20 protein-coding genes are annotated in these 25,278 nt (G+C 71.2%); 13 read left to right on the top strand and 7 right to left on the bottom strand.

Annotation, left to right across the window (positions count from 1 at the left end; all coding sequences use genetic code 11):
• The first annotated feature begins 24 nt into the window (after positions 1-24).
• The 6 genes from IFU11_RS12745 to IFU11_RS12720 all read left to right on the top strand — a co-directional run bounded on the left by IFU11_RS12745 (position 25) and on the right by IFU11_RS12720 (position 7,422).
• Positions 25-993, top strand: a complete 969-nt coding sequence (locus IFU11_RS12745; protein ID WP_079706466.1) for a diacylglycerol/lipid kinase family protein — start codon at positions 25-27, stop codon at positions 991-993.
• A gap of 262 nt (positions 994-1,255) precedes the next feature.
• Entirely contained in the window at positions 1,256-2,926 is a 1,671-nt protein-coding gene (hutU, locus tag IFU11_RS12740) for a urocanate hydratase (protein ID WP_192019160.1), read from the top strand.
• Positions 2,923-4,140: an allantoate amidohydrolase gene (locus IFU11_RS12735; protein ID WP_192019159.1), complete on the top strand. Its 1,218-nt coding sequence runs from the start codon at positions 2,923-2,925 to the stop codon at positions 4,138-4,140. The genes hutU and IFU11_RS12735 overlap by 4 nt, the downstream gene beginning before the upstream one ends.
• On the top strand, positions 4,137-5,606 hold the full coding sequence (locus IFU11_RS12730) for a formimidoylglutamate deiminase (RefSeq protein ID WP_371742780.1): 1,470 nt from the start codon (positions 4,137-4,139) through the stop codon (positions 5,604-5,606). Before IFU11_RS12735 ends, IFU11_RS12730 begins: the two co-directional genes overlap by 4 nt.
• Positions 5,603-6,799 carry an imidazolonepropionase gene (gene hutI, locus IFU11_RS12725; protein ID WP_192019158.1) on the top strand — a complete coding sequence of 399 codons (1,197 nt, stop codon included), beginning with the start codon at positions 5,603-5,605 and terminating at the stop codon, positions 6,797-6,799. The genes IFU11_RS12730 and hutI overlap by 4 nt, the downstream gene beginning before the upstream one ends.
• Positions 6,796-7,422: a HutD/Ves family protein gene (locus IFU11_RS12720; protein ID WP_192019157.1), complete on the top strand. Its 627-nt coding sequence runs from the start codon at positions 6,796-6,798 to the stop codon at positions 7,420-7,422. The genes hutI and IFU11_RS12720 overlap by 4 nt, the downstream gene beginning before the upstream one ends.
• Before the next feature lie 301 nt (positions 7,423-7,723).
• Here the strand turns inward: IFU11_RS12720 and IFU11_RS12715 are convergent, their stop codons facing one another.
• From IFU11_RS12715 to IFU11_RS12695, 5 genes are all read right to left on the bottom strand, one after another.
• Positions 7,724-9,298 (bottom strand): ABC transporter substrate-binding protein, encoded by a 1,575-nt coding sequence (locus IFU11_RS12715; protein WP_192019156.1) that lies wholly within the window; start codon positions 9,296-9,298, stop codon positions 7,724-7,726.
• Positions 9,295-10,521 carry an FAD-dependent oxidoreductase gene (locus tag IFU11_RS12710; RefSeq protein WP_192019155.1) on the bottom strand — a complete coding sequence of 409 codons (1,227 nt, stop codon included), beginning with the start codon at positions 10,519-10,521 and terminating at the stop codon, positions 9,295-9,297. The genes IFU11_RS12715 and IFU11_RS12710 overlap by 4 nt, the downstream gene beginning before the upstream one ends.
• Positions 10,518-11,810, bottom strand: a complete 1,293-nt coding sequence (locus IFU11_RS12705; protein ID WP_192019154.1) for an NAD(P)/FAD-dependent oxidoreductase — start codon at positions 11,808-11,810, stop codon at positions 10,518-10,520. Before IFU11_RS12705 ends, IFU11_RS12710 begins: the two co-directional genes overlap by 4 nt.
• 172 nt (positions 11,811-11,982) lie before the next feature.
• Positions 11,983-13,338 (bottom strand): NADP-specific glutamate dehydrogenase, encoded by a 1,356-nt coding sequence (gene gdhA, locus IFU11_RS12700; protein ID WP_064296885.1) that lies wholly within the window; start codon positions 13,336-13,338, stop codon positions 11,983-11,985.
• A 188-nt stretch (positions 13,339-13,526) separates the two neighbouring features.
• Positions 13,527-14,816 carry an MFS transporter gene (locus tag IFU11_RS12695; RefSeq protein ID WP_370582655.1) on the bottom strand — a complete coding sequence of 430 codons (1,290 nt, stop codon included), beginning with the start codon at positions 14,814-14,816 and terminating at the stop codon, positions 13,527-13,529.
• A gap of 93 nt (positions 14,817-14,909) precedes the next feature.
• Here IFU11_RS12695 and IFU11_RS12690 point away from each other — a divergent pair, with 93 nt between their 5' ends.
• Positions 14,910-15,578, top strand: a complete 669-nt coding sequence (locus IFU11_RS12690; RefSeq protein ID WP_192019153.1) for a GntR family transcriptional regulator — start codon at positions 14,910-14,912, stop codon at positions 15,576-15,578.
• Positions 15,579-15,697: 119 nt separating this feature from the next.
• Here the strand turns inward: IFU11_RS12690 and pheA are convergent, their stop codons facing one another.
• Positions 15,698-16,660, bottom strand: coding sequence for a prephenate dehydratase (gene pheA / locus IFU11_RS12685; RefSeq protein WP_192019152.1), 963 nt, complete (start codon positions 16,658-16,660; stop codon positions 15,698-15,700).
• A gap of 289 nt (positions 16,661-16,949) precedes the next feature.
• Here pheA and IFU11_RS12680 point away from each other — a divergent pair, with 289 nt between their 5' ends.
• The 4 genes from IFU11_RS12680 to pgm all read left to right on the top strand — a co-directional run bounded on the left by IFU11_RS12680 (position 16,950) and on the right by pgm (position 20,977).
• Positions 16,950-18,518 carry an alpha/beta hydrolase gene (locus IFU11_RS12680; RefSeq protein ID WP_192019151.1) on the top strand — a complete coding sequence of 523 codons (1,569 nt, stop codon included), beginning with the start codon at positions 16,950-16,952 and terminating at the stop codon, positions 18,516-18,518.
• Between the two features lie 125 nt (positions 18,519-18,643).
• Entirely contained in the window at positions 18,644-18,886 is a 243-nt protein-coding gene (locus IFU11_RS12675) for a ribbon-helix-helix protein, CopG family (protein WP_192019150.1), read from the top strand.
• Positions 18,883-19,329: a type II toxin-antitoxin system VapC family toxin gene (locus tag IFU11_RS12670; protein ID WP_192019149.1), complete on the top strand. Its 447-nt coding sequence runs from the start codon at positions 18,883-18,885 to the stop codon at positions 19,327-19,329. Before IFU11_RS12675 ends, IFU11_RS12670 begins: the two co-directional genes overlap by 4 nt.
• A gap of 28 nt (positions 19,330-19,357) precedes the next feature.
• The gene (gene pgm / locus IFU11_RS12665; RefSeq protein WP_192019148.1) at positions 19,358-20,977 is read left to right on the top strand and encodes a phosphoglucomutase (alpha-D-glucose-1,6-bisphosphate-dependent); all 1,620 of its coding nucleotides are present in this window, start codon (positions 19,358-19,360) and stop codon (positions 20,975-20,977) included.
• A gap of 136 nt (positions 20,978-21,113) precedes the next feature.
• Here the strand turns inward: pgm and IFU11_RS12660 are convergent, their stop codons facing one another.
• Positions 21,114-21,965 carry a M15 family metallopeptidase gene (locus IFU11_RS12660; RefSeq protein ID WP_071260628.1) on the bottom strand — a complete coding sequence of 284 codons (852 nt, stop codon included), beginning with the start codon at positions 21,963-21,965 and terminating at the stop codon, positions 21,114-21,116.
• An 81-nt stretch (positions 21,966-22,046) separates the two neighbouring features.
• Between IFU11_RS12660 and IFU11_RS12655 the strand changes: the two genes are divergently transcribed.
• Positions 22,047-23,141, top strand: coding sequence for an alpha/beta hydrolase (locus tag IFU11_RS12655; RefSeq protein ID WP_192019147.1), 1,095 nt, complete (start codon positions 22,047-22,049; stop codon positions 23,139-23,141).
• 109 nt (positions 23,142-23,250) lie between these two features.
• Positions 23,251-25,044 carry an MDR family MFS transporter gene (locus IFU11_RS12650; protein WP_137244142.1) on the top strand — a complete coding sequence of 598 codons (1,794 nt, stop codon included), beginning with the start codon at positions 23,251-23,253 and terminating at the stop codon, positions 25,042-25,044.
• Positions 25,045-25,278 lie beyond the last annotated feature (234 nt).

Genomic DNA, 25,278 nt, shown 5'->3' with positions numbered 1-25,278 from the left:
GCCCCGGGACAGTACCGTTGGGCCATGCCGACTCCCCCGCACGCCGCGCTCGTGTACAACCCGGTGAAGGTCGACGCCACGAGGCTGCGGAGCGCGTTGGAGGCACGGTCGCAGGAGGCGGGATGGGCGGCTCCGCACCTGTACGAGACGAGTGTCGACGACCCCGGTGTCGGTCAGGCGCGGCGCGCGGTCCTCGACGGTGCTCAAGTGGTGCTCGTGGCCGGCGGCGACGGGACCGTGCGGGCCGTCGCCGAAGGCCTTCGCGGGAGCGGTGTGCCCCTGACCCTCATCCCCTCGGGCACCGGCAACCTGCTCGCGAGGAACCTGAAGCTGCCGCTCGGCGACCAGCTGGCCGCGATCGGGACGGCGTTCACGGGCGACACGCGCGCGATCGACATCGGCGTCGCCATGATCACCCGCGCCGACGGGTCGGAGGAGGAGCACGCGTTCGTCGTGATGGCCGGCATGGGCATCGACGCGATGATGATCGCCACGGCGAACCCCGACCTCAAGAAGTCGCTCGGCTGGCTCGCCTACGTCGAGTCCGGTCTCCGCTCGATCGCCACGGCCGCGCCGTTCCGCATCCACTACCAGTTGCGCGGGCACCGTCAGCATGCGGCGACCGTGAGCTCGGTGCTCGTCGGGAACTGCGGCACGCTGCAGGGCGGGGTGCAGCTCATGCCGGACGCCGAACTCGACGACGGGTTCCTCGACGTCGCGGTGCTGCAACCGAAGGGTGCCTTCGGCTGGCTGCTCGTGTGGCGGAAGGTGACGTGGGAGAACCGGGTCCTGCGGCGGACTGCCGTGGGGCGACGGATGATCCGTTTCACCGAGGGCCGGGGTGGGAACACCGTGACGAACCTGCGTGCTGAGGCCCTGACCGTGCGGGTCGACGAGGCCCAGGACCTCGAGCTCGACGGCGACGCGTTCGGCATGGCGACCATGGTCGCGTTCGACGCGCACCGCGGCGGGCTGCTCGTCAAGCTCCCGTAGCCACCATGCGTCCCCCGTCCTGGCTCGGTGGGGTGCCAGCGCGGTGCGCTGGCGTGAGCGCGGGTCATCGACGTGAGCGCGGGTCTCCGGAGGGGCGCGCTCACGTCGCTGCCCCGCAGTGACGCCGATGCGTGCATGGTGACGTCAGCGCACCGCGCTGACGGACGAACAGCGACCCGAAACACCCGGATGTCTGGCGGACCAGACAGCCACAGCCCGGTCGCTCTCGCCGCGCGGGCCCCGGGAGGAGTGGACTGATCACATGACCGACATGCCGACCACCACCCGGACCATCCGTGCCGCTCGCGGCACCACCCTCACCGCCAAGAGCTGGCAGACCGAGGGCCCGCTCCGGATGCTCATGAACAACCTCGACCCCGAGGTCGCCGAGCACCCCGAGGACCTCGTCGTCTACGGCGGCACCGGGAAGGCCGCGCGCAACTGGGAGGCCTACGACGCGATCGTCCGCACGCTCGAAGGACTGGAGGCCGACGAGACCCTGCTCGTGCAGTCCGGCAAGCCCGTCGGCGTCTTCCGCACGCACGAGTGGGCACCGCGCGTGCTCATCGCGAACTCCAACCTCGTCGGCGACTGGGCGACGTGGCCCGAGTTCCGCAAGCTCGAGGCCGAGGGTCTCACCATGTACGGGCAGATGACCGCCGGCTCGTGGATCTACATCGGCACGCAGGGCATCCTCCAGGGCACCTACGAGACCTTCGCCGCCATCGCCGACAAGCGGTTCGGTGGAACCCTCGCCGGGACGCTGACCCTCACCGGCGGAGCCGGCGGCATGGGCGGGGCACAGCCGCTCGCCGTGACGCTCAACGAAGGCGTCGTGCTCATCGTCGACGTCGACCCGAGCCGCCTGGAGCGACGCGTCGAGCACCGCTACCTCGACGAGATGACGGACGACCTCGACGACGCCGTCGAACGCGTGCTCGCCGCCAAGGCCGAACGACGCCCGCTGTCGGTCGGCCTCGTCGGCAACGCCGCGACCGTCTTCCCCGAACTGCTGCGGCGCGGGGTCGCCATCGACATCGTCACCGACCAGACGAGCGCTCACGACCCGCTCGCCTACCTGCCCGAGGACACGGCGCTCGCCGACTGGCAGACCGAGGCGGCGGCCGACCCGGTCGACTTCACGCGCCGCTCGCGACTCGCCATGGCGAAGCAGGTGCAGGCGATGGTCGACTTCCAGGACGCCGGCGCCGAGGTCTTCGACTACGGCAACTCCATCCGCGCCGAAGCGAAACTCGGCGGTTGCGAGCGCGCCTTCGACTTCCCCGGCTTCGTGCCCGCCTACATCCGGCCGCTCTTCGCCGAGGGCAAGGGCCCGTTCCGCTGGGCGGCCCTCTCCGGCGATCCGGCGGACATCGCCGCGACCGACCGCGCCATCCTCGAACTCTTCCCCGAGGATGAGAAGCTGCGCCGTTGGATCACCTCGGCCGGCGAGAAGATCGCCTTCGAGGGACTGCCAGCCCGCATCTGCTGGCTCGGCTACCAGGAGCGCCACCTTGCCGGCCTGAAGTTCAACGAGATGGTCGCCTCGGGTGAACTGAGCGCACCCGTCGTCATCGGCCGCGACCACCTCGACTCCGGTTCCGTCGCCTCCCCGTACCGCGAGACCGAGGCGATGGCCGACGGCTCCGACGCGATCGCCGACTGGCCGCTGCTCAACGCCCTGCTCAACACGGCGTCCGGCGCGACCTGGGTGTCGATCCACCACGGCGGTGGGGTCGGCATCGGCCGCTCCATCCACGCCGGTCAGGTGATCGTCGCCGACGGGACGCCGCTCGCCGCCGAGAAGATCGCGCGCGTGCTCGTCAACGACCCGGGGACCGGCGTCATGCGTCACGTCGACGCCGGATACGAGCGGGCGGCCGAGGTCGCCCGCGAACGCGGCCTGCGGGTGCCGATGTGGGAGGGCGAGTGACCGACGGCCTGATCGCCCACGGTCGGCTCGCCGGGCTCGACGAGATCACCGGCGTCGGGGTCGATCCGGCGCGCGGCGGGTACTCCCGGCACGTCTGGACGCCGGCCGAGTCCGAGCTGCGCGAGTGGTTCACCGCTCGCGCCACCCGACTCGGTCTCGACGTCGAGACGGACCGGAACGGCAACCTGTGGGCGTGGTGGGGTAGGCCTGGGCCCGACGCGGTCGTCACCGGCAGCCACCTCGACTCCGTCCCAGGCGGCGGCGCCTTCGACGGGCCACTCGGCGTCGTCTCAGCGCTGGACGCCGTCGCGCGTCTGCAGACCACCGGGTTCCAGCCGTCGCGTCCCGTCGCCGTCGTGGTGTTCGCCGAGGAGGAGGGGTCCCGGTTCGGGGTCGCCTGCCTCGGATCCCGGCTCCTGTCCGGGGCGATCACCGCGGACGCCGCCCGAGCACTGACGGACGCGGACGGGGTCACCGTGGCGGAGGCCGCAGCGGCCGCCGGGCTCGCTCCCGAGCACCTCGGCCGCGACGACGAGGCGCTCGGCCGCATCGGACTCTTCATCGAGTTGCACGTGGAACAGGGTCGCGGCCTCATCGACCTCGGCTCGCCCACCGCCGTCGCCTCGTCGATCCTCGCCCACGGCCGCTGGCGCCTCCGGGTGAGTGGTCAGGGGAACCACGCCGGCGCGACCGGCATGCGCGAGCGCCGTGATCCCGTGGTCGCCGCGGCACGGGCCGTCCTCGCGGTCGAGCAGGCCGCCCTCGCGACGGACGACGCCCGCGCCACCGTCGGCCGCCTGCGCATCGTGCCGGGCGGAACCAACGTCATCGCCTCCGAGGTCGACGCCTGGGTGGACGCCCGGGCCGCCACCGACGCCGGCACGCGCGCCCTCGTCGCGGACATCGAGGGCCGGGTCCAGGAGGCCGTCGCCGATTCCGGGTGCACGGTCGAGCTGATCGAGGAGTCGTGGTCGGGCGTCGTCGAGTTCGACCCAGAGCTCGCCGCGCGGCTCGCCGGCACGCTCGGCGGGGTCCCGCTGCTGCCGACGGGCGCAGGCCACGACGCCGGCGTCCTGAGCGGCGCGGTGCCGACCGCGATGGTCTTCGTCCGGAACCCGACCGGTGTCTCGCACTCACCGGAGGAGTTCGCTGAGACGGCCGACTGCGTCGCCGGCGTCGAAGCGCTCGAGGCCCTGCTCCGGAGCGTCCTGTGACGGTCGCGAGCGTCGACGCCGGCGCGGCGGATTTGCGGATTCCCATCTGGGCCGCGACGGCGATCATCGACGGTCGCCCGACCGGCCGCGTGCGCTTCACGGCCGACGACTCCGGACGGATCACCGCCGTCGAGCGCGGCGTCGAGCCGCAGGCGGGCGACCGACGCCTCGGAACGGTCATCCCCGGCATGGGGAACGCCCACTCCCACGCGTTCCACCGTCTGCTCCGCGGACGCACCCACGCCGACGGCGGCGACTTCTGGCAGTGGCGCGAGGCGATGTACGCGGCGGCCGCCAGCCTCGACCCGGACCACTACGGCCGGGTCGCTCGCGCCGTGTTCGGCGAGATGCTCGTCTGCGGCTGGACGGCGGTCGGCGAGTTCCACTACGTGCACCACCAGGCCGATGGCACCCCGTACCCGACCGCCCACGCGATGGAACTGGCGGTCGCCGAAGCCGCCGCCGACGTCGGCATCCGGCTCACCCTCCTCGACACGGCCTACCTCGCGAGCGGCCTCGGGTCCGCCGGGGGTCCCGCCGCTCCGCTGCTCACCGAACAGCTCGCGTTCGGCGACGGCGACGCGTCCGGCTGGCTCGCCCGCTGGCATCGACTACGCGACGCGCTCTCTGGCTCGGTCGGCGCCACCGGGCTCGTCACGCTCGGCGCCGCGCTGCACTCCGTGCGCGCCGTGCCCGTCGAGGCCATGCGCACGATCCTCGCCGGCCTGCCCGCCGACGTCCCGCTGCACGTACACCTGTCGGAGCAACCGCAGGAGAACGTCGACACACTCGCGAAGACGGGCAGGACGCCCACCGGGGTGCTCGCCGCGCTCGGTGCGCTCGCCCCGCGCATCAGCCTCGTCCACGCGACGCACCTGACCGACGCGGACATCACGGCGATCGGGCGATCCGGCGCGACCGTCGTGATGTGCCCGACGACCGAGGCCGACCTCGGCGACGGCATCGGACCGGCCCGCCGCCTCGCGGACGCGGGGGCCCGGATCGCCGTCGGCTCCGACCAGAACGCGGTGGTCGACCCGCTGCTCGAACTACGTGGACTCGAGGCCGGGGAACGGCTCGCCTCCGGCAGACGCGGTCGGTTCTCACCCGCCGAGCTCCTCGAGGCGGGCACCGACAACGGATATCGTTCGCTCGGACTCGGGCGGCACACACTGGATGTCGGCGACCCGCTCGACCTCGTCGAGGTGTCGACGTCGAGCCTCCGCACGACCGGCATGGACCCGGCACAACTCGCCCTCGTCGCGACCGCGTCCGACGTCGTGCGGGTCGTCGTCGGCGGGCGGCTCGTCGTGGAGCGAGGTCGGCTGCTCGCGACGTCACGGGAGTCGACACCGGAAGAGCTCCTCGCGGTGGCGCTCGCCGAGCTGGCAGCATCGAGGGATACGCCCCGGACAGCCACCTCGTCCCCGACACCTGATCACCCCTCGCAGGAGATGCAGCCATGACCAGCGAACTCATCACCGGCATCGCCGAGCTCACGACCAACGCCGGCTCCGGGCCGGGCGACGTCGACGGCAACCGGATCACCGATGCGGCGCTCGTCATCGAAGACGGCCGGATCGCGTGGCTCGGCGCAGCGGGCGACGCGCCCGACGCCGACGCGCGGACCGACGTGGGCGGGCGCGCCGTGCTGCCGGGTTGGGTCGACACGCACACCCATCTCGTGTTCGCGGGCGACCGCTCGGCGGAGTTCGAGGCGCGCATGGCCGGCGGCCGGTACGCGGCGGGCGGGATCGCGACGACCGTGGCGGCCACTCGAGCCGCCTCGGAGGAGCAGCTCGTCGCGGGTGCGCGGCGGTTGCGGGCGGAGGCGCTCGCGCAGGGGACAACATTCCTCGAGGCGAAGACGGGATACGCGCTCGATGTGGAGGGCGAGGCACGATCCGCTCGCGCGGCGGCCGAGGTCGCCGACGTCGTCACCTTCCTCGGGGCCCATCTCGTGCCGGCCGGTGTCGACCGCCGCGACTACCTCGACCTCGTGACCGGACCGATGCTCGCGGCGGTGGCTCCGTTCGCGTCCTACGTCGACGCGTTCTGCGAGGTCGGCGCCTTCGACGTCGAGGAGTCGCGCGAGGTGCTGCTCGCCGGTCGCGCCGCAGGGCTGGGTGTCCGGGTGCACGGGAACCAGCTCGGCGAGAGTGGCGGAGTGCGCCTCGCGGTCGAGTTGGAGGCGGCGAGCGTCGACCACTGCAACCACCTCTCGGACGCCGACGTCGACCTCCTGGCGGGTTCGTCGACGGTCGCGACCCTGCTCCCGGCCTGCGACCTGTCGACGCGCGAGCCGTTCCCGCCGGCGCGCGCGCTCATCGACGCCGGTGCTTCGATCGCGCTCGCGACCAACTGCAACCCGGGCACCTCGTACACGACGTCGATGGCGTACTGCGTGGCGACCGCCGTGCTGCAGATGCGGCTGACGATCGCCGAGGCTGTGTGGGCGGCGACGCGTGGGGCCGCGGTTGCGGTCGGTCGCGAGCACGGGGCCGACGCCGTCGGATCGCTCCGCATGGGTGGTCTCGCGGACCTGCAGGTGCTCGACGCCCCGTCGGTGTCACACCTCGCCTACCGGCCCGGTGTGCCGTTGACGGTCGGCGTCCGGCAGCGCGGCGAGCGCGTCACGGCCGGGACGACGCAGCGGTGAGCGATGCGGCGGAGGGTCATGCACTCGTGCTGCTGCCGGCCGACCGGCATCGGAGCTACCGCTGGCGGAACGGGCTGGGGACCGCGACGGAGATCGCCGTCGAGGCCGTCGGGCTTCGGACCGATGGTGGGCGCGGCGACGGTGACACGCCGGCCGCCCCGGGGTGGACGCTGAGCATCGCGACGGTCGAGTCGGACGTCGCCTTCTCGTCGTTCCCCGGCGTCGACCGTCAGCTGATGGCGTTGTCGGCGGGCGGACTCGGACTCGTGATCGACGGTGAGCCGGTCGAGTTGGACCGGTGGCAGGTCGCCGCCTTCGACGGGGCCTCGGCGGTGTCGTCGCGGGGCGTGGTCGGGCCGACGCTCGATCTCAACCTGATGGTGTCGCGGGACCGGTTCCGTGGATCGCTCGAGGTCGGCGTCGTCGACGGTTCGAGGCTGGTGACGCCGACGCCGGGAGCCACCACATTCGTCGTGTTCCTCGATGGACTGCTGTCGGCGACGGGGCCAGGTCTCGGCCCTGGTGCCCTCCAACGGCACGACACCCTCCGACTCGAGGCCGGCACCCTGTCCCTGACCGGCGACGCCACGATCGCGCTCGCTCAGGTCCTCTCCCACTTGTGAAGGGTGCCAGCGCGGTGCGCTGACGCGAGCGCGCTCCGCAGCCGCGAGCGCGGGTCTCCGGAGAGGCGCGCTCACGTCACAGACCCGCGCCCACGCCGACTCGGCAAGTCTCGCGCCAGCGCACCGCGCTGACCTGAGACCTCCCCACCGGGTGCCGGCGCGGTGCGCCCACGCGAATGACGCACACCCGGTGTGAGCGCTCCCCGCGCACGCGAGCGCGGGGCTCCGGAGAGGCGCGCTCACGTCACAGACCCGCGCTCACGTCAGCGCACCGCGCTGACGCACTCCCCAGCGGCGACGGCTACTTCGTGCGGTCGAGGACCGCGAAGCGGAAGGTGTAGGTGGCGTCGAGCGTGTCCTCGAGGCCCGTCACGTTCTTCTGCGCGAGGACCGTCTCGGTGCCCTGGAGCAGCGGGATGATCGGAGCCGCGGTCGCGGTCAGTGCCTGGATCTGCTCGATCGCCGCGATGCGCGCCGCCGGGTCGGTCGCCGTCGCCTCGGTGTCGATGAGCGCGTCGACGGCCGGGTCCGAGTACCCGTTGGCGACGGAAGCCCCGGTCGTCGAGTACGCCGATCGCAGGAAGTTGTCGGGGTCCGGGTAGTCCGGGAAGAACCCCAGCTGGTACGCCGGGTAACCCGACTCCGGGTTCAGCTCCTTCACGTAGCTCGTCCACTCCGTCGACTGCAGGTCGACGGTGAACAGTCCGGACTCCTCCAGCTGCGACTTGATGAGCGCGTACTCCTGGTCGGAGTCGGGGCCGTAGTGGTCGCTCGTGTACTGGATCGGCAGGGCGACCGGAGTGCTGACGCCCGCGGCCGCGAGGATCGCCGCGGCCTTCGCCGGGTCCGGCGCGTCACCGTACGCGGTCTGGAACGCGGGCGTCGCACCCGTCTGCCCGTCGAGCACGACCGAGTACGCCGGCGCGTAGGTGCCCTTGTAGACCTGATCGGCGATCTCCTCACGATCGACGAGCGACGCGACCGCCTGCCGGATGGCGAGCTTCTGCGCGTCGTTCGCGCCCGGCTGGGTGTTCAGGTTGAACGTGAGGAACCGCACCGAACCGCCCGGCCCCTCGACGACCTGCAGGTCGGAGTCGCTCCGGAGGTCGGCGACGTCCGTCGCGGTCAGTGAGCGGTAGGCGATGTCGACATCGCCCTTCTCCAGGTCGAGCCGCAGGTTCGACGCCGTCGTGTACGGCTTGAGCACGACGTGCTGCGTCTTCGCGCGCGTCCCGGAGTAGCGCGAGTTCGCCTCGAGGGAGAGCAGCCCGCCCGCCTGGTAGCTGTCGACGGAGTAGGGGCCGGAGCCGATCACGTCGTCGTCGCTCAGCAGCTTGTCCGCTGGGAAGACCTCTTCGTCGACGATCGGCCCGGCCATGCTCGTGAGCACGTAGGGCCAGGTCTGGTCGTTCGGCACCGTGAGGTGGAAGACGACCTGGTTGTCGTCACCCTCCTCGACGCTGTCGAGGTTCGCGAGCAGCGGCGACGGACCGTTGTCGGCGGCGATCTCACGGACGCGGGTGAAGGAGTAGACGACGTCCTCGGCCGTGAGCGCGTGGCCGTTGGAGAAGGTCAGCCCCTCCTTGACCGTGCAGACGTAGGTGGACTCGTCGGTGAAGTCGCACGATTCCGCCGCGTCGGGGGCGGGGACGACGTCGCCCTCGTCGTAGCTGAGGAGGTGCTGGTAGATCTGGTTCTGCGGCGTGAAGGAGCCGCGATCCCAGGCACCGGCCGGGTCGAGCGAGACGATCTGATCGGTCGTGCCGATGACGAGCGCGGTGGTCGTGGTGGTCCCGCCCTGGGCCGTGCAACCGGTGAGGGCGGCGACGACACCGAGGCCGATGGCGACCGTGGCGAATCTGGCGGATCGGTTCATGGAGCGGTTCCTTCGGGTGACTGCGGGGGTGCTGATGCTGATGGCGCGACGGGGACCGCGTGGGCGGCGAGCGCGAACCTCGGGTGCGGTTCGGCTCCGTCGACGAGCTCGGCGATGAGGCGTCCCAGCACCGGGCCGAACTTGAACCCGTGACCGGAGAATCCCGTCGTGACGATGATGCTGTCGATCCGGTCGATCACGAAATCCTCGCTGGGGCTCAGATCGTAGAGGCAGCTGATGGTATGGGGTGCGGACGCGTCGACGCCGGGCACCCATTCGGCGACGTAGGCGGTGAGCCGCGCGAGTTCCTCGGGTTCGGCGAGGCCGTCGCGTTCGTCGGGGTGGACGTGGACGGCACCGCCGTGCAGCCCGACCTTGACCCCCTCGCCCGGGGTCAGCAGGCCGTACACGCTCGACCCCTCGGCGGGGTAGTGGACGAAACTCGGCCAGGCGTCGGCGGCCAGCTCGCTCGGGAAGTGGGCAGGCTGGACCTGCGTCACGACGATCTCGGGCAGCGGACGGCCGACGCTGCGAGCGAGGGCGCCGACGAGGTCGGGCGTCCAGGAGCCGGCCGCGACGACCACGTGGTCCGCGACGACGTCGCCCAGCTCGGTGCGGACGACGGCGCCGCCGACACCGGCGGTCGGATCGGTCGACTCAGTCGGATCGACGCCCGCCACCCGCAGGCCGAAGCGCAGGGTCGCTCCGGCCACCTCGGCGAGGTCGAGCAGGGCCTCGATCGCCTCGGCGGAGTACAGTCGCCCGCCGGTCGCGTGGTGGAGGACCTCGCGGTCGAACCGCAGTCCGGGCCAGCGGTCGCTCGCCTGCTCCGGGGTGAGGCGCTCCGACGCGATCCCACCCCGGGTCATCGCCGCCTCGATCGCCGCGAGCATCTCGGGGCGGCCGTGGTCGAGCGCACCGGTGAGGTCGAGCAGCGTCCGCCCGCTCGCCGATTCGAGCGCCCGCCAAGCCGCGAGCGCCTCGGAGGTCAGGGCGACGTAGTCGTCGGCGTCGTAACCCTGACGGAAGATGCGGGTCGCGCCGTGGGAGGAGCCGTGCTCGTGACCGCGCGGGTACCGCTCGAGCAGCAGGACGTCGCGGCCCTGCTCGGCCAGCGAGCGTGCAGCCGCCGCACCGACGATCCCGGCGCCGATGACCACGACCTCGGCGCGCGCCGGCAGCGCGGTCGGCGTCGCGTCCGCTGCCGGACCCGGCGCGGTCATCGGCCCGACTCTGCAGGCAGGCCCGACTCCGTCGTCACGCGCGTCGCTGCGGTGGCGCGCGCGTCGACCGCCCGACGAGCCGGCATCGCGGCGGCCACGGCGGCCTCGTCGGCGAACGGACGGGACGGGAATCGACCGGGCGCGTACCGTGACGCGTCGACGAAGGGGCTCTCACCCGTGACCATCAGTTCGGCGAGCATCCGACCGAGTCCGGGGCCGTGCGTGACGCCGGACTCGTTGTCGCCGGCCACGACGTACAGCCCGTCCAGCTCCGGTACGGGCCCCGCGATGAAGCGGCGGTCCGCGGTGTACGACACGATCCCCTGCACGGCTTCGGCGTCGTCGACGACGGGCGCGGCGGCCGGGATGAGCTCGGAGATGATCGGCGACAGGTGCTCCCGCATCGCATCGACGAGGTCGGGGCGGTCCGGGCGACGGTCCGCCGGGCTGTCGTGCACCGCGAGCGCCTCGTAGCCGACGCCGTTGCCGTAGGTGAGACCACCGAGGTGCTCCCGGATCCACAGTCCGTCGAGTTCCGGGATCATGAGGGTCGGCACCTCGCCGAGGCCGAACGGGGCGGTGGTCAAGCGGCTCGCGATCACGCGCGCGAACGGCAGCACGCGGTCCGTGGCGGCGAGGAGTCCGTTCGTCCAGGACCCGGCGGCGAGGACGACCTCGTCGCCGAGGACGCGCTCGCCGGCCTCGGTCAGCACGCCGACGGCTCGGCCCCCCTCGGCGAGGAGATCGACGACGGGCGTGTGCTCGACGATCTCGACGCCCTCGGCCCGGGCGAGCGCCGCGAGCGCGAGTCCGGCGTCGGGCGCGCTGATCTGGATGCCGTCGGGATGGATGAACGCCCCGACGATGGCCTCAGGGTCGAGACCCGGAACGAGCTCAGCGGTCTCGACGGCGGTGAGCAGGCGGGCGTCCTCGGGTCGGAGCGGGTGCTCGGCGAACGGCAGCAGGTGGTCGAGCACGGCCTGCTCGGTGAGGGCGAGCCACACGTTACCCGTGTTCCGCAGCCCGATGTCGTATCCGCCCGCGTCGAGCCCACGGTAGAAGTCGAGGCCCGCCTGCTCGAGAGCGAGTTCCGACTCGTCCCAGTACCAGGCGTAGCCCGCCGCCCAGAGGCCGACGAAGCCCGCGCCCGCTGCGGTCGTCGCACCGGCGGCGGTGCCCGACTCGAGGACCGTCACCCGTCGACCGGCGCGGGCGAGGTGGACGGCGGTCGCCAGGCCGAAGAGGCCGGCACCGACGATGACGGTGGTTGCGGGGCGGGGGTCGGTCACCCTTCGAGGCTAGTCACTCGCCGTCCAGGAGCCGACCATCCCGTCGCAATCCGACACCCGCCGCGTCCCTCGCCGGCGGATTCCGCGTCCCCGACTCAGGAGGTGCGCGGCGCGCCGGGCCCGTCAGCGGTCGACGCGCCGGAGCACTCCTGAGTCGGGGACTGGGACGAAACTAGATGACGCCCTGGGCGAGCATCGCGTCCGCGACCTTCACGAACGCGGCGGTGTTCGCCCCGACGACGTAGTCGCCCGGCCGGCCGTAGCGTTCGGCGGCCTCGTAGGCGGCGCGGTGCACACCGTGCATGATGCCGCGGAGTTTCACCTCGCTGTCGTCGAAGGACCACCGCTGCCTGGCAGCGTTCTGGCTCATCTCGAGCGCCGAGGTCGCCACACCACCGGCGTTCGCCGCCTTCCCCGGGCCGAAGAGGACGCCGGCCTGCTGGAACACCCGCACGGCCTCGGGCGTCGACGGCATGTTCGCGCCCTCCGCGACCGCGATGACGCCGTGCTTCACGAGGGCGATCGCGTCGCGTTCGTGCAGCTCGTTCTGCGTCGCGCTCGGCAGCGCGATCTCCCCCGGGACGTCCCAGACGCTGCCGCCGGCGACGAAGTGGGCGCCCTGACGGCGGGCGGCGTACTCGGAGATCCGGCCGCGCTCGACCTCCTTGATCTGCTTGAGGAGCTCGAGGTCGATGCCGGCGTCGTCGACCACGTACCCCGAGGAGTCCGATGCGGTGACGGCGGTGCCACCGAGCTGGTGGACCTTCTCGATCGCGTAGGTCGCGACGTTCCCGGAGCCCGACACGATGACGCGCTTGCCCTCGACCCCGCGGCCGTCGACAGCGAGCATCTCGTCCACGAAGAACACCGTCCCGTACCCGGTCGCCTCGGTGCGCACCTCGGCGCCGCCCCAGCCGACGCCCTTGCCGGTGAACATGCCCGACTCGTGCCGGTTGGTGATCTTCCGGTACTGGCCGAAGAGGAAGCCGATCTCGCGCGCGCCGACGCCGATGTCGCCGGCCGGGACGTCGGTGTGCTCGCCGAGGTGGCGGTAGAGCTCGTTCATGAAGCTCTGGCAGAAGCGCATGATCTCGGCGTCCGACCGCCCGTGCGGGTCGAAGTCGCTCCCGCCCTTCGCGCCACCGATGCCCTGCGCGGTGAGGGCGTTCTTGAAGATCTGCTCGAACCCGAGGAATTTCACGATCGACAGGTTCACGCTCGGGTGGAAGCGCAGCCCGCCCTTGTACGGGCCGAGCGCCGAGTTGAACTGGACGCGGAATCCGCGGTTCACCTGCACCCGGTTGCGGTCGTCGGTCCACGGCACGCGGAAGACGACCTGCCGCTCGGGTTCGACGAGACGTTCGAGGATGCCCGCCTCGAGGTACTCGGGGTGTTCGTCGAGCGCCGGGCGGATGGACTCGAGGACTTCGAGGAGCGCCTGGTGGAACTCGGGTTCGCCCGCGTTGCGCCGCAGGGCGGCCTCCGCGACGGCGTGGACGGGGTCGGTGGACGTGGTGGTGCCGGTCACTGTGGTGCTTTCTGATCGGCCGACCAGGCGTCTCCGGCTGTCGCTCGACGGTGGTCGGAGGCAGTGGAGCGCGACTCGCCGGCGGGGAGGTACACGGGCCGTCGTGGGGCCTCGGCAAGCCTGGCAGCCGCGATAGATATCCGTCAAACGTCGACTAGACGAGCCGACCGGTCCGGTGGGACGACGACCTAGAGGTGGTCGTGCTCCGCGGCCTCGCTCGGGATGATCGGGATCGCGAGGGCCGGGAGCACGGCGACCGCGAGGAAGGCGAGCGGATAGCCGACCAGCCCGATGAGCGCACCGACCGCCGGGCCGACGACGGACGCGGCGATGAACTGGCCGGTGTTCTGCGCTCCCAGCGCCCGCCCGGCCCAGGTGGGGCCGGCCATCTCCGCGACCGAGGTGAAGGCGAGCCCGTTGTCGGCGACCGTCACGGCACTGGCGACGACGAGTGCGACGGCGACCGCCACCGGCCACTGCAGCAGCCCGACACCGGCGAGGAGCAGCATGACGACGACCGCCGACACCGCCACCCAGCGCAGCGGTCGCACCCGGCTGCCGACGCGGTCGCTCAACACCCCGACGCCGATCCGGCCGATCGCTCCGACGAACTGCGCCACGCCGACGAGCACGCCCGCCGCGAGTGCGTTCCAGCCCTGATCGGTGACGAGCCACACCAGAGCGAAGGTCGTGAGGGTGAACTGCGGCACCACGAGCAGGATCGACACGGCGTGGATGCGCCAGAGGAAGCCGTCGCCTCGGTAGGGGTTGCGGGGTCGCGCGGCCACGGGGTTCGGCGTCGTCTCCGTCGGGACCGGCTTCGGCACGACGATCCGTGGCGGATTCCGGAGTCCGATGGTGCAGGCCACGGCGAGGACACCCGTCGCGACGAGCGAGATCACGAGGGCGGCGGAGATGCCCGACGCCGCCGCCACGGAAGGCACCGTCACAGCGGCCGCCGTGACGCCGAGGGGCTGCGACATCTGACGGATCCCCATCGCGAGACCGCGGCGGTCCTTCGGGAACCAGCCGACGACGATCCGGCCGCTCGCCGAGTTCGTGCTCGCGGAGGCGGCGCCACCGAGCAGGAGCAGGATGCCGAGCGGACCGTAGCCGAGCGAGGGGATGAGGCCGTCCGCGGCGATCGCCCCGGCAGCGGCCAGCGCGGTGAGGGCGAGGCCGCCCGCGATGACGATGCGCTCGCCGACGCGGTCGGCCAGCCAGCCCCAGGCGATGAGCGTCAGCACCATGCCGAGCGTGGGGGCAGCGGCCAGGACGCCGGCCTCGGCGAGCGACATGCCCCGCTCGGCGTGCAGGAGCGGGATGAGGAACGCCGGGGTGCTGACGAAGAGCGTGCCGGCGGTCTGCGCGGCGACACCGAGCCCGAGGACGGTCCAGGCCCGACCGGCGTTCGGCATCGGTGGACGCGCCCCGCGCGCGGTCGCCGGGGCCACGGGGGCTGGTGTCGATCCGGTCATCGTGCCGCTTCCTGCGCTGGGTGTCTCCCACTGCTAGCATGACGGTACACCATTTTGGTATACCAAGAGTCACCGGCCGGATCGGGAACACGGATGAGCACTCCGACGCAGACCACGCAGCTCTACGAGCGCCTCCGCGGGGCGATCCTGACCCTCGACCTCGCGCCCGGTCAGCCGCTCACCGAGCGGGGGCTCGAGCAACGCTTCGCGGCGTCACGGACACCCGTACGCGCCGCACTCACCCGGCTCGAGGCCGAGGGACTGGCGCGTCGGGACGGCCGCGGCTGGATCGTCGCGCCCATCGACCTCGAAGAGATCGGCCTCATCGCCGAGGTCCGTGAGGCGCTCGAGACCGCCGGCGTCCGGCTCTCCGCCGAACGCGCGACCGAAGCGCAGCTCGCCGCGATCCGCACCCTGCTCGACGAACCCAGCCCCGACGACGAGCACACGGTGCTCCGTGTCGGCGGCGACTTCCACGAGGAGCTCGCGGCACTGTCCGCGAACCACCTGCTCGCCGAAGGGGTGCGCGGCGCGATGGTCCGGCTCGCCCGTACCCGCTGGCTCGAGGTGCGGACGCCCGAGGCCCGAGAGCAGGCCGCCACGGAGCACCGCGCCATCCTCGACGCGGTCGCGGCGCGCGACCCCGAGCGCGCGGCGGACCTCGTCGCGCGTCACATCCGCGGGACGAACGAGCGGCTCATCGCCTCGCTCACCGCCGACCAGCGGCGCCTCCGCGGTCACGGGGTCGACGTCGTCAGCTGAACCGCGGCGACACCGCGTCGGCGCTCACGACTCCTGCACCCCGCCTCGAATCCCGCTGACACGCCGTCCCCGAGCTCGGACACGGACCGACAGCAGGAGTTGTGCGCGAGCGCGACGGCTCAGTGGTCGAGCGGCTCCGCCGACAGCAGCCCGCGCAACCAGTCGCGAGCCTCGATGAACACCTCGTCGTTGTAGCGGGAGTGGTAGTCGACGGCGGTGCGATCGGCGCTGGGATACGAGCCCAGGAAGATCACGTTCGGGCTGAAGCGTCGGAGCCCCAGCAGGGCGTCGGCCATCCGTTCGTCCTCGATGTGTCCGAGGGCGTCGATCACGAAGCGGTAGCGTCCAAGCGCGTCGCCGATGGGCCGGGACTCGATGAGGCTCAGGTTCACGCCACGCGTGGAGAACTGCTCGAGCATGCCGAGCAGCGAGCCGGACTCGTCGTTCGGCAGCTCGACGATGAGGCTCGTCTTGTCGGCTCCCGTCCGGGCCGGGATCTCCCGTGAGCGACTGACGACGACGAAGCGGGTCACGGCGTTCGGGTTGTCGCCGATGTTCTCCGCGAGGACGTCGAGGTCGTAGTGGTTCACGATGCCGGGCGGGGCGACCGCGGCGTCGGCGGTCGAGGTGCCGTCGAGCAGGGAAGCTGCGGCGGCGACGTTGCTCGACGCGGGGATGTGTCCGTGCGAGGGCAGCTTCGCGTCGAGCCAGAGGTGGCACTGCCCGTAGGCGACGGGGTGCGCATTGACGACCGAAACGTCCTCCAGTCGCGTTCCGGGGCGGGCGACGAGTACGAAGTTCACCGGCACGAGCACCTCGCCGACGATGCGGAGACCGGGCATCGTGGCGAGTGCGTCCTGCGCCACGGACACACCTCCGTCGACCGAGTTCTCGATGGCGATGACCGCGGCTGTGCTGCGGCCCTCGAGGACGTCGCCGAGCGCCTCGCCGACGTTCGACACGGGCTTCCAGATCTGGCCCCTGGCCTCCTCGACCTGGCCCAGCGCCACCTCGGTGAACGTCCCGCTCGGACCGAGGAAACTGTAGCTCCGGGGGGCGTCGTCGGCGGGTGCGGCTGGCATGCCTCCGAGCGTACCGTGTGGTTCGCGACACACCCTTGGACGACCGTTGACTCCCATCCAGGTCACATTCGGGTGATTTCCAGGAAGATCGGGTCATTTCGGCCTCGATACCCCCCGTTTTGAGCTGTTCAAATCACGCCAATACCCGCCACAATGGATACAAGGGTGTATTGAGCGCTGCCGCTCGTCTCGGGAAACGAGTTCACGGCCGTTCGTCTCCCCGATCTCGATGCGTGATCCATGTCGCGCGAGGCTCCACCCGACGGGCTGAGACAGGAACAGGAGTGACGTGACGAGTGTCTTCACCGACGCCGCCCCGCGGTCCACTCCCCGACTGAACCTGGCGAGCGGCAGCGAGGCCGCGTTCAGCCTCGGCTCCTCCTGGAGCCTCCCGTCGTTGTCGCTGCCGGCCTGGGTGCACCGGCCGATCTCGGCGGCCCGCGCGACACTCGTCAAGTCGATCGTCATGACCGTCGCGATCGCCGCGATCCTGGCCGGCGTCGTCACGGTGACGCAGACCTCGACCGCCGGCGCGAGCGCGATCTCCGCCACCGACTTCGCACCGGCGGCCTCCTCCGTCCCGACGATGACGGCGGCCGCCTTCACCGCCGCCTACGCCGGGGATCTCGCCGCGGCGGCGACGGCACTCACGACGATGTCCTCATCGCAGGTCGCGCAGCTCTGGACCGAGCTCGCCCCCGGGTACCGCGCACTGCTCATCACCGGCTACCCGGCGGTCATCGGCAACCTCGAGGGCGTCGCCTACACGGACCGGGCGACGGCCAACGTCTCCCGCCTCGCCGGCCTCCTTGCCGACACCGAGGCGAGCTACCGCTCGCTGACCGTGAGCAGCGACCAGGTCGACGGGCAGGCGGACTCGGCAGCCCTCGCCACGACCCTGTCGCGCCTGGACGCGATCAAGCTGCTCGTCGACCGGTACACACCGGACGCGATCGCCGCCCGACTCCAGCCGGAGTACCTCATCACGTTGCAGGCGGGCGGCTCCGGACCCCCGCGGGTCGCGGTCGCCGTCGGAGACGTGGACACCGCCACCTACGTCACGGTGTTCGTCCCCGGGATGAACAGCAGCGCACTCGAACTCGACGACTACCTGCGCGGGGCGAAGCGCATCCAGACCGCCGCAGCAGACAGCGCGGTCATCCTCTGGATCGGCGGACACAGCCCGAGCGCACTCGAGGTGCCGTCGAACGACCGGGCGGTCGAGGGAGCTCCACTGCTCGCCGGGGTGCTCGCCGGATACGACGCCGTCCGCTCCGCCCACGGCGTCGCCTCGCAGCTGAGCGTCGTGGCGCACTCGTACGGCACGGCGACCGCCTCGCTCGCGTTGGCGTCCGGCGACTACCACGTCGACGACTTCGTCATGCTCGGTTCGGCCGGTATCCCGACGGAGATCGGGATCGACGATCTGCACGTCCCGGCGAGCCGCGTGTACGCCTCCCAGGCGAGCGCCGACACCCTCGCCGGTCTCGGCCAGTTCCTGTCCGGTCGAGCCGATCCTGCGACGAGCTCCTGGGGCGCGACCACCTTCGGCTCCGACGGTCTGACGCTCGGCGACGGCGACCACCTCGGCGCCGTCGACGGACACAACGCGGTCGGGTCGAGCAACGCCGACGACCGGGGCAAGTACCTCGGGCCGGCCACCGAGAGCCTCTACGCCATCCAGCGCATCGTCACGGGTCAGGCCTACGCGGTCGCCGACCTGACGACGCCCGGGTCGCCCCACCAGCGCGGCCCCGTGCCGGACGCCGCGGGCGCCGGGGCGGCCGCATCCACGACGGGCGCCTCCACGACCGCCTCCGCTTCCGCATCGGCCGCGGCGCTCCTCGCCACGCGCTAGTCGACGGCCCTCCACAGGCACCCGGACCAGCGTCCTCTCCACAGATCCGCGTCGGCTCACTCCTGCGCCGATGGAACCCGATAGCGTCGTTGACATACCGACATACGCCTTCGTAGGCTCGGCTCATGCGAACGACCATCCGACTCGCCGACGAGTTCTACGAGGCCGTCCGCGAGCACGCCTCGCAGGAGGGGAAGACCGTGACCGCCTACATCGAAGAGGCCCTGCGCGCGAAGCTGGCGGCATCGGCGGCACCGCCCGAGCGGGAGCCCTACAAGGTCGTCCCGTACGGCGGAGGAGGACCCCGCCCAGGAATCGACCTCACGAACAACGCGCAACTCGAGGACATCATGGACGGTTTCGAGTGAAGCTGGTCGACACCAACGTCCTCATCGGCGCGTTCCGACCCGATTCACAACACCACCGCACGCTCGCAACCTGGTTGGAAGATGCCGTCCGATCGAGCGAACCCCTGGGTGTCAGCGAAGCCGTGCTCGCGGGGTACATCCGGATCGTGACCCAGCGTCGGATCTTCGTCGATCCCACTCCGATCTCCGTCGCGCTCGAGCAGATGCAACGACTCCGCGACGAGCCCGGCGTTCAGGTGGTCCGCCCTGGCCCGTCGTTCTGGACGATCTTCACCTCGCTCTGTGCAGCGGTCGAGGCCCAAGGCAACCTCGTCTCGGACGCGGCCCACGCCGCACTCGCGATCGAACACCGGGCCACCTTCGTCACGCTCGATCGCGACTTCGCGCGCTTCCCCGACCTCCGCTGGGAATCGCCACTCGCCACGGGTCAAGCGCCTTCCTGACATCGGTCGTTCCTGCCAGACTGGTGCGATGAACGATCGCGCAGGTACCCCCGCCACCGAAGCAGATCTGATCGACGTCCCGTCGCTCATCGACGCGTACTACACGCTGAAGCCGGACGTCTCGATCCCCGAGCAGCGGGTGGTGTTCGGCACCTCCGGCCACCGCGGCTCCTCGCTGAACACCGCGTTCAACCAGGACCACATCGCCGCCACCACGCAGGCGATCGTCGAGTACCGAGCGGGCCAGGGCATCACCGGGCCGCTCTTCATCGGCTCCGACACCCACGCGCTCAGCGGGCCGGCGCAGACGACGGCCCTCGAGGTCCTGGTCGCCAACGGCGTGCGCGTCCTGGTCGACGAGTTCGACGACTTCGTGCCGACCCCCGCGCTCAGCCACGCGATCCTCAAGTACAACGCCGAGGGCAACGGCGACCAGGCGGACGGCATCGTCGTCACGCCCAGCCACAACCCGCCGGCCGACGGCGGCTTCAAGTACAACCCCCCGCACGGCGGACCTGCCGACTCCGACGCGACCTCCTGGATCGCGAACCGCGCCAACGAGCTCATCGCCGGCGGGCTGCACGACGTGAAGATGGCGGAACCGTCCGCGGTCGAGACGTACGACTTCCGCGGCAACTACGTCGACGACCTGAAGCACATCATCAACCTCGACGCCATCAAGCGCAGCGGGATCCGCATCGGTGCCGACCCCCTCGGCGGTGCGAGCGTCCACTACTGGCAGGCGATCGCCGACCGCTACGAGATCGACCTCACCGTCGTGAACCCGCACGTCGACCCGGCCTGGGCGTTCATGACGCTCGACTGGGACGGCAAGATCCGCATGGACCCGTCGTCGCCCTCCGCCATGGCGGCGCTCGTCGCACGACGCGACGAGTTCGACCTCCTCACCGGCAACGACGCCGACGCGGACCGCCACGGCATCGTCACGCCCGACGCCGGGCTCATGAACCCCAACCACTACCTCGCCGTCGCGATCGACTACCTCTACGCGAACCGGCCGGGTTGGCGCGACGACGCAGCGGTGGGCAAGACCCTCGTGTCGTCGTCGGTCGTCGACCGCGTGGCCGAGTCCCTCGGACGCCGCCTCTGGGAGGTCCCGGTCGGCTTCAAGTGGTTCGTCCCCGGTCTCGTCGACGGCTCGGTCGGCTTCGGTGGCGAGGAGAGCGCCGGCGCGAGCTTCCTCCGCTTCGACGGCTCGGTGTGGACCACCGACAAGGACGGCATCCTCCTCTGTCTGCTCGCCGCCGAGATCCTCGCCGTGACGGGCAAGACCCCTTCGGTGCTCTACCGCGAACTGACCGAGCGCTTCGGCGACCCCATGTACGAGCGCGTCGATGCCGCGGCCTCGAAGGAACAGAAGACTCGGCTCGGCAAGCTCGACGGCGACGCCATCACGGCGACCGAGCTCGCCGGCGACCCGATCGTCGCGAAGCTCAGCCATGCGCCGGGCAACGACGCGGCCATCGGCGGCGTCAAGGTCGTGACCGAGCACGCGTGGTTCGCCGCGCGTCCGTCCGGCACCGAGGACGTCTACAAGATCTACGCCGAGTCGTTCAAGGGTGCGGAGCACCTCAAGCTCGTCCAGGCGGAGGCGAAGCAGATCGTCGACGCCGCCCTCGGCGCCTAGGCAGCCGACGCCTCGACGGGCTCGGCGAGCGGACACACGCTCGCCGAGCCCGTCGCCTGCATCCGAGCCTGTCGAGGGACGAGCCGACCCCCGTCCCTGAGCCCGCCCCGCCCCGGTCCCTGAGCCTGTCGAAGGGCTAGTTCAGGTACCCGGGAGCCGCCGGGAGCCCGAAGAACTCCTCGAGCGTCGTGACGCCCGTGTTGTGCATCTCGGTCGCGAGCGGCACGCCGATGTAGCGGTAGTGCCACGGCTCGAACGAGAAGCCGGTGACGTCGACCTTGTCGGCCGGGTACCGCAGGAGGAACCCGAAGCGGTAGGCGTTCGCGGCGAGCCACTGGCCCTCCGCCGTGTCGCCGAAGCAGGTGTTGAGCGAGCAGTTGCCGCTCTCGGCTCCGATGTCCATCGTCCAGCCGGTCTGGTGCTCGCTGTAGCCGGGGCGCGCGGTCGTCGAATCGTCGGGTTCACTGTCGTACACCGACACCTGGCTCGAGTAGCTGCGGTACGCACTGTTCGAAGCGAGCGACAGGCCGGCCTCGGCGGAGGCGGTGTCGAACAGCTGCACGATCGCGGCGGCGGCCTCGGCACGCAACAGCGGGTCCCACGTGTGGGCGACAGGGACGGACACGAGGTCCGGCGGCGTGTAGTCGACCGGGTTCAGCGGTCGGGTCTTGTTGACGACCACCCACGGGCTCAGCGGGTCGTCGATCGAGTAGGCGGCTTTGTCGAACGCCGGCGGGGCAGGGGGCGCGACCGGTACCGTCTCCGTCGGGGTCGGCGTGGGGGTCGGCGTCGGGGTGACGGACGGGGTCGCGCTCGGTGTCTTCGTGGCGGCGGCCGGGGTGGGCGTGGCGCCGCCGGCGATGTTGACGACGAGCACCACGAGCAGGATCGCGAGCGCGGCGGCCAGGACGCTCAACGCGATCACGCGGTTGCGTCGGACGCGCCGCGAAACCGGGCGTCGGTGGGAGGGCTGGTGGGCTGCGGTCACACGTCGAGCCTAACCGCGACACGGCGCATGCGCCTCTGCCACACTGTCGACAGGCTTGCACACCGGACGAGGGGCCCGACCATGACCGCAGGGACGCCAGCACACCACGCGCCGACCTACCGGAAGCGCCCGCGGTTCCGTCGCCTCCTGACCGCGGCCGCCGTCGTGGTCGGTCTCGGCCTCGTCGTCGCGGTCATCGCGGCCATCACCCCGTGGCCGTCCGCGCTCCTCATCCGCTCGGTGTTCGAACGCGGCGGTGCCGCGACGGTCGCCGAGATGGAACCGTACGTCCCCGACACGAAGCTCACGGAGTTCCGCGACATCGCGTACGCGGCACCGAGCGGCGGCCGACCACAGGTGGACACCACCCTCGACGTCTTCACCCCAGCGGACGGCACCGAACCGCTGACCACGATCGTCTGGATCCACGGCGGCGCCTGGATCTCCGGCGAGAAGGGCAACGTCGAGCCCTACCTCCGCATTCTCGCGGCTGAGGGGTACACGACGATCGCGGTCAACTACACGATCGCTCCCGAGGCCGTCTATCCGACGGCCGTGAACCAACTCAACGACGCCCTCGCGTACATCTCGGAGCACGCCGCCGAGTGGAACGGGAACCCGGACCGCCTGGTGCTCGCGGGCGACTCAGCGGGATCGCAGCTCGCCAGCCAGCTCGCCGTCCTCACGACCAACCCCGACTACGCGACGCTGTCGGGCATGACGCCTGGTATCGACGCCGACCAGCTCGTCGGGACGATCCTCAACTGCGGGGTCTACGACCTACCCTCGATGGCTGAGCTCGACGGCATCGGCGCCTGGGGCCTGCAGACCGCCCTCTGGGCCTACGCGGGCACCAAGGACTGGTCGGAGACGTCGACCGGTGCGCTCATGTCGACGATCGACTTCGTCACCGCCGACTTCCCGCCGACCTTCATCACGGGCGGGAACGGCGACGCCCTCACCTGGCTGCAGTCGGTCCCGATGAGCAGGGCCCTCGAGGACGCCGGCGTCGACGTCACGAAGCTCTTCTGGGCCGCGGACCACGAGCCGGCGCTCCCCCACGAGTACCAGTTCCACCTCGACCTCGACGACGCCCATGTTGCGCTCACGGCCACCCTGGACTACCTCGCGGCGCTCGACGCGAACCTTGACGCAGCGCCGACCTCCACGCCCTGACCGAAGCGGTTGCCGCGGAACTTGCGCCGGGTGTAAGTTTGCACACTACGCAAAATCCCCAACGTCGGTGCGCCTGCAAACCGGCGCGCCCAGAGTCGAACGAGACCGCATGTCATCCAGTTCCCCCGCCTCGACCGAGCCGTCGGGATCCGCCCCCGTCCTCAGCCACCGGCAGATCCTCTTCATCATCTTCGGCCTCATGGCCGGGATGTTCCTCTCCGCGCTCGACCAGACCATCGTCGGCACCTCGATGCGCACGATCGCCGACGACCTCGACGGCATGGCCCTCCAGGCGTGGGTCACCACCGCGTACCTGATCACCTCGACCGTCTCGACGCCGATCTACGGCAAGCTGTCCGACATCTTCGGCCGCCGCCCGCTGTTCATCATCGCGATCTCGATCTTCCTCATCGGCTCGCTCCTCGCCGGCATGTCCGGTTCGATGTACGAGCTGGCGATCTTCCGTGCAATCCAGGGCCTCGGCGCCGGCGGCCTCATGGCCCTGCCGCTGACGATCATGGGTGACATGCTCGCCCCGCGCGAGCGCGCCAAGTACCAGGGGTACTTCCTCGCGGTCTTCGGCGTCTCGAGCGTCATCGGCCCACTGATCGGCGGTCTGTTCGCCGGTGCCCCCGAGCTGCTGTTCATCACCGGTTGGCGCTGGGTCTTCCTCATCAACCTGCCGATCGGCGTCATCGCGCTCGCGATCGTCCTCCGCTTCCTGCACATCCCGCACACGCGCCACAGCGTCCGCATCGACTGGTGGGGTGCCGCCACGGTCGTCCTCGCCGTCGTGCCCCTGCTGCTCGTCGCCGAGCAGGGCCGCATCTGGGGCTGGGCCTCGGCCGGGTCCATCGCCTGCTACGCCATCGGGGTCGCCGGCATCATCGGGTTCATCCTCGTCGAGCGGGCCATGGGCGACGACGCACTCATCCCGTTGAAGCTGTTCAAGAACTCGACCTTCCGGGTCGCCACGATCCTCGGTGTGCTCGTCGGGTTCGGCATGTTCGGCGCCATGATGACGGTGCCGCTGTTCCTGCAGCTCGTCGAGGGCGCGACGCCGACCGAGTCCGGTCTGCTGATGCTGCCGATGATCCTCGGCCTCATGATCTCGTCGATCGCGAGCGGCCAGATCATCGCCCGGACCGGCAAGTACAAGGCGTTCCCGATCGTCGGCACCTTCCTGCTCCTGAGCGGCTTCTTCTACTTCAGCTTCGCGACGGCGGACAAGCCGGTCTGGTGGATGATGGGCGGCATGCTGCTCGTCGGCCTCGGACTCGGCCAGCTGATGCAGACGCTGACGATCGCCAGCCAGAACGCCGTCGAGGCACGCGACATCGGGGTGGCGACGAGCTCGTCGACCTTCTTCCGCCAGATCGGTGGAACGTTGGGCACGGCCGTCATCTTCTCCGTGCTTTACACGCGACTCCCCGACACGATCGGCGCGGCGTTCAAGGACCCGACACTGCTGGCGAACGCCCAGGCTGCAGCGCAGGACCCCGCCGTGCTCTCCGATCCCGCCAACAAGGGCATCCTGGACGTGCTCTCCAAGGTGCAGTCCGGCGGCTCGGCCGGTTCCGCGCTCGACGGCGACACCTCGTTCCTCGTCGGTGCGAACCACGACCTGGCCGCGCCGTTCCTCACGGGATTCGCGGATGCGACCGTGACCGTGTTCTGGGTGAGCTTCGCGGTGGTCGCCGTCGCGTTCGTGCTGAGCTGGTTCCTCAAGGCGCCGCCGCTGCGGGCGAAGTCCGCGCTGCAGGAGCGCACCGACGCCCAGGCTGCGGAGGACGCCGAGGACGAGTTGTCGCTCGCCGCCCAGCGTGCCGCCGAGCTGGCGGGGTCGCAGCTGTCACCCGACACCGCGAGCAACCGCGTCGTCGATCCCTCCGCCCGTCGCTGACCGTCGTTCGTCGGTTTGCCAGCGCACCGCGCTGACGTGAGCGCGGGGTAACCGCCGCCAGCGCACCGCGCTGACGGGGTCATCCGGGTGTCAGCGCGGTGCGCTGACGTGACCGCTGTCGAATCGGCGTCACCGCGGCCCCAGCGCGTGAGCGCGCCCCTCCGGAGGGGCGCGCTCACGCCGCAGACCCGCGCTCGCGTCAGCGCACCGCGCTGGCGCCACACCCCACCGACA

Origin of the sequence: Plantibacter sp. CFBP 8804 (assembly GCF_014841225.1) — a bacterium.
Taxonomy (GTDB): Bacteria; Actinomycetota; Actinomycetes; order Actinomycetales; family Microbacteriaceae; genus Plantibacter; species Plantibacter auratus.
The sequence above is the reverse complement of the archived record's forward strand: the minus strand, read 5'-3'. Positions and strand labels throughout refer to the sequence as shown.